Origin of the sequence: Arthrobacter sp. E44, assembly GCF_041877125.1 — a bacterium.
GTDB lineage: Bacteria > Actinomycetota > Actinomycetes > Actinomycetales > Micrococcaceae > Arthrobacter.
Map to the genome: position 1 here is coordinate 1,946 of NZ_JBHDJA010000045.1, position 1,592 is coordinate 3,537.

A 1,592-nucleotide genomic window follows, 5' to 3' on the forward strand; every position below is an offset into this window, starting at 1 on the left:
TACCGGGTGGTTTAGTGTTTGGCACACTGTTGGGTCCTGAGACAACAGGACCATGTGGTGGCTCTCGTTTGTGGGGGTTGCCGGGTGGGTTTGTTTGTTTCTGGTTTCCCTGCCATGACGTTCCTGCACGTGTTTGACTCCTTTTTTTGGGGGGTTGTGTGTGGGGTGTGTGGTGTGGGGTTGTTGTTTGAGAACTACATAGTGGACGCGAGCATCTTGTATAAGAAGCAATTTCCAAGATTATGAACCTGGATCTGGTTCGTGTGCCTTTGGGTGCGCGGGACAGTTTCTGTGGTTCTCTCGAAAATGTTTTTGATCTTTGTGGTCAAGTTTTTAAGAGCACACGGTGGATGCCTTGGCATTAGGAGCCGAAGAAGGACGTAGGAATCTGCGATAAGCCTGGGGGAGTCGATAACCGGACTGTGATCCCAGGGTGTCCGAATGGGGAAACCCCGCCAGGGGCGTGAGTTGCCTGGTGACCCGTACCTGAACACATAGGGTGCGTGGGGGGAACGCGGGGAAGTGAAACATCTCAGTACCCGCAGGAAGAGAAAACAATAGTGATTCCGTTAGTAGTGGCGAGCGAACGCGGATCAGGCTAAACCGTTCCATGTGTGATAGCCGGCGGGCGTTGCATGGTCGGGGTTGTGGGACTTTCCATACCAGTTCTGCCGGGCTGGTGGGGTGTGATGTGCGCGCATAGGTGAACGGTTTTGAAAGGCCGGCCAGAGAGGGTGTTAGTCCCGTAACCGTAATGTGTTTGTACCGCCTGTGAGAGTATCCCAAGTAGTACGGGGCCCGAGAAATCCCGTGCGAATCTGTCAGGACCACCTGATAAGCCTAAATACTACCTAATGACCGATAGCGGACCAGTACCGTGAGGGAAAGGTGAAAAGTACCCCGGGAGGGGAGTGAAACAGTACCTGAAACCGTGTGCTTACAATCCGTCGGAGCCAGTCTGATTCTGGTGACGGCGTGCCTTTTGAAGAATGAGCCTGCGAGTTAGTGTTACGTCGCGAGGTTAACCCGTGTGGGGCAGCCGTAGCGAAAGCGAGTCTGAATAGGGCGTGTGAGTGGCGTGATCTAGACCCGAAGCGAAGTGATCTACCCATGGCCAGGTTGAAGCGACGGTAAGACGTCGTGGAGGACCGAACCCACTTCAGTTGAAAATGGAGGGGATGAGCTGTGGGTAGGGGTGAAAGGCCAATCAAACTTCGTGATAGCTGGTTCTCCCCGAAATGCATTTAGGTGCAGCGTTGCGTGTTTCTTGCTGGAGGTAGAGCTACTGGATGGCTAATGGGCCCTACAAGGTTACTGACGTCAGCCAAACTCCGAATGCCGGTAAGTGAGAGCGCAGCAGTGAGACTGTGGGGGATAAGCTTCATAGTCGAGAGGGAAACAGCCCAGACCACCAACTAAGGCCCCTAAGCGTGTGCTAAGTGGGAAAGGATGTGGAGTTGCCCAGACAACCAGGAGGTTGGCTTAGAAGCAGCCACCCTTAAAAGAGTGCGTAATAGCTCACTGGTCAAGTGATTCCGCGCCGACAATGTAGCGGGGCTCAAGTACACCGCCGAAGTTGTGGCATTCACATA

The 1,592-nt window shown here is 53.7% G+C and carries 1 rRNA gene (cut by a window edge); it reads left to right on the top strand.

Going from position 1 to position 1,592, the window contains the following annotated elements:
- The first annotated feature begins 323 nt into the window (after positions 1–323).
- Positions 324–1,592: ribosomal RNA gene (locus ACETK3_RS21115) — 23S ribosomal RNA — on the top strand; it runs 1,638 nt beyond the window's last position.